The organism is Nocardiopsis listeri, assembly GCF_020741345.1.
Lineage (GTDB): Bacteria > Actinomycetota > Actinomycetes > Streptosporangiales > Streptosporangiaceae > Nocardiopsis > Nocardiopsis listeri_A.
Window position 1 is genome coordinate 1 of sequence record NZ_DYZD01000039.1, and the last position, 2517, is coordinate 2517.

Sequence of the window (2517 nt, forward strand, 5' to 3'; positions counted from 1 at the left end):
CTGCGGCACCAACACGGCGACGCCTGTGCCCTCCGAACGTGGGACGGCCTTGGCCACCGCGCCCATCAGCAGCAGCGCCGCCAACAGTGGCAGCTGGACCTCACGGACCGCTGCGAGGATCTCCGGGAACATCGATTCACCCCTCTTGGTTCGCGACGGTCACGGTCGCGTTGAAGCAGCCGGCCTCCAGCCGCCCGCCCAGGGCGACGAAGGAGATCATGGTGAGGGAGGCGATGCGTCCCGCCGCGTGCGTCCCGCAGGACGGGCACAGGTCGCAGAACCAGCTGTCGGCGGCGGCGCAGTCGAGGACGGGCACGGCCGCCGTCTCCCGGGTGCAGTCGTTGCGCATGCTGAGGGTGGCACCGGTCGACAGCAACGGCAGGGGAAGGCAGGGGGTGCGCCGGTCGCACCGCCCCTCGTGGCCGGCCCGGTCCAGGGACGGGTAGGCGGCACCGGCCGCGTGGGCTCGCGGATCCAGGTGCGCGGAGCGTCCCCAGGCCGGGTCGTACCAGGTGGCGATGCCCTCGACGGTGCTGGAGTGTTCGCGGGTGAGCGGCCTGCGAGGGGCCGAGTCGAGTGGGTGGGGCGGCTGTGTGGTCGCCGGTCGCGCGGCCCACACCTCGCCATCGCGCCAGACGCCGACGACGTCGAACAGGTAGCCGGGCTCCAGCCGTGGGTGACGGACGGAGATGCGCCCGGACGTGCGGTAGGGCATGACCACCGTGAGTGGTGGGCGTCCGTGTCCGGGATCGAGGGAGAGGGCGTCGCCCTCGCGGTCGACGATGACCCCGGTGGCGCGCGCCACCTGTGCCCAGACCCGTTCGGCGATCAGCCTCCCGTCGTGCGAACACAGCACCACGGCGTCGTCACCGGGCCGCAGTTCGGTGGGAAGGACCTCACCGCCGCGCCAGAAGGTGGTGACCCGCTCGAAGAGGAAGCGCTCCTCGCCGTTCGGGGTGGCCAGGCAGAGCATGTACGAGGTGGCGTCCACGACCACGCCGCGGACGACGCGGTGGTGGACGGGTGTGGGTTCGGGTGCCGCCGCGGAGCCGAGCAACGCCGCCGTGAACCGCCGACGGTCCCGACCACTGTCCATGATCACTGACATGTCCTTCGCGCCCCCTGCCGCCCGACTCGTCCATCCGTGACCCATTGTGACCCCGAGCGGCACGATCGGTCGTTCACACGCCGACACGCGCCCGATCGTGTCGGCGACATGCCCGCGAACACGACCTGATTCGTGTCGCTTTCACGCGGTTTGTCGGCACGTGGCATCAAACTGCCCGGGCGTTTGCGTTCACTATGTGACAGTTGTGGGCCAAGGGCGGCCCCACGCCGCCGGGCACACAGCGATGCCGCACGACGAGAGTCGGCGCGCTACCCGTGAAGGGCGGTGGTCCACGTGACGGGAACGACCCGGACTCCCGGTTCCGAAGAGTTCAGCCGCTACGTGTCCGAACGCGGGCCCGCGCTGCTTCGCATGGCCCGTTCCCTCACCAACAGCCACGCCGACGCCGAGGACCTGCTCCAGGCCGCACTGGTCAAGACCTTCCTCGCCTGGGGACGGATCGCCGATCCCCGTGCCCGCGACGGATACGTCCGCCGGGCCATGGTCAACGCACAGATCTCCGAGTGGCGCCGCAAACGCCTGGACGTCTATCCCACCGACGAGATCCCCGAACAGCGCGTGGACGATCCGACCTGGCGCAGCGACCTCGCCGACGTCGTCGGGCGCGCCATCGAACGTCTCCCCGAACGCCAGCGGGCCACGGTGGTCCTGCGTTACTACGACGACCTCACCGAGGCGCAGATCGCCGAACGCATGGGCGTGACCATCGGTACCGTGAAGAGCACGCTGTCCCGCTCCGTGGAGAAGCTGCGCCACGACGCCGACCTCATCATCGAACGCACCACCACCTGACTCCGGTTCGCCCGCCCCACGCGCACGCCCGGCGCACCGGCGCCACGGTCGTGTTGATCACACGTCGCCTCACCTCGGTGCGCATGGCCGACCACGTCGTCGCCCCCCAACACCGCCGTGCTCCCGCCCAGGGCGCCCACACCGAACCCATGACCGCCGGTGGCCCGTACCGGAAACCGAGGAACTCCGGGCCGACTCCCACCGCGTCTTCGGGGTCCCGGAACCTCACCGGCCCCGAGCCCACGGGGGAGGCCTGGGGACGCCCCGACCTCCCCGACCCGGATCCGCCCGGAGGGTTCGTTTTGCGCCCGGCCCCCGCGCTCTGTAGTCTGGTCGCAGCCAGGAGGATTCGCCTAGAGGCCTAGGGCGCCGCACTGCTAATGCGGTTGGGGGGCAACCCCCTCATGGGTTCAAATCCCATATCCTCCGCGCTTGGACCTGGGGTTTCTCGCATCGTGAAAACGAGAGAAGCCCCAGGTTTTTTCATGCTTGCCCTCAAACTGGCACAAGACTGGCACAAGCCCCCTTCGAGGACGCCCTCTCACGCCCACCCCAGCCCCCCAAAAGGGGCCACTTTGTACCAACTTAGCGTGATG

The 2517-nt window shown here is 69.8% G+C and carries 2 protein-coding genes, 1 tRNA gene and 1 pseudogene; 2 read left to right on the top strand and 2 right to left on the bottom strand.

What is annotated here, in order from left to right:
- Positions 1-132, bottom strand: a pseudogene (locus K8V84_RS02055) (methylamine utilization protein MauD); the annotation flags it as partial.
- Between the two features lie 4 nt (positions 133-136).
- Positions 137-1108 (bottom strand): hypothetical protein, encoded by a 972-nt coding sequence (locus K8V84_RS02060; RefSeq protein WP_304069624.1) that lies wholly within the window; start codon positions 1106-1108, stop codon positions 137-139.
- Between the two features lie 285 nt (positions 1109-1393).
- Between K8V84_RS02060 and K8V84_RS02065 the strand changes: the two genes are divergently transcribed.
- Positions 1394-1921, top strand: a complete 528-nt coding sequence (locus tag K8V84_RS02065) for a SigE family RNA polymerase sigma factor (RefSeq protein WP_304069626.1) — start codon at positions 1394-1396, stop codon at positions 1919-1921.
- Between the two features lie 342 nt (positions 1922-2263).
- Positions 2264-2350, top strand: a tRNA-Ser gene (locus K8V84_RS02070).
- Positions 2351-2517: the final 167 nt, after the last annotated feature.

Bases quoted from the DNA above. Each gene is read 5' to 3' on its own strand.
- K8V84_RS02060 (WP_304069624.1), bottom strand. From the start codon at position 1,108: ATGTCAGTGATCATGGACAGTGGTCGGGACCGTCGGCGGTTCACGGCG.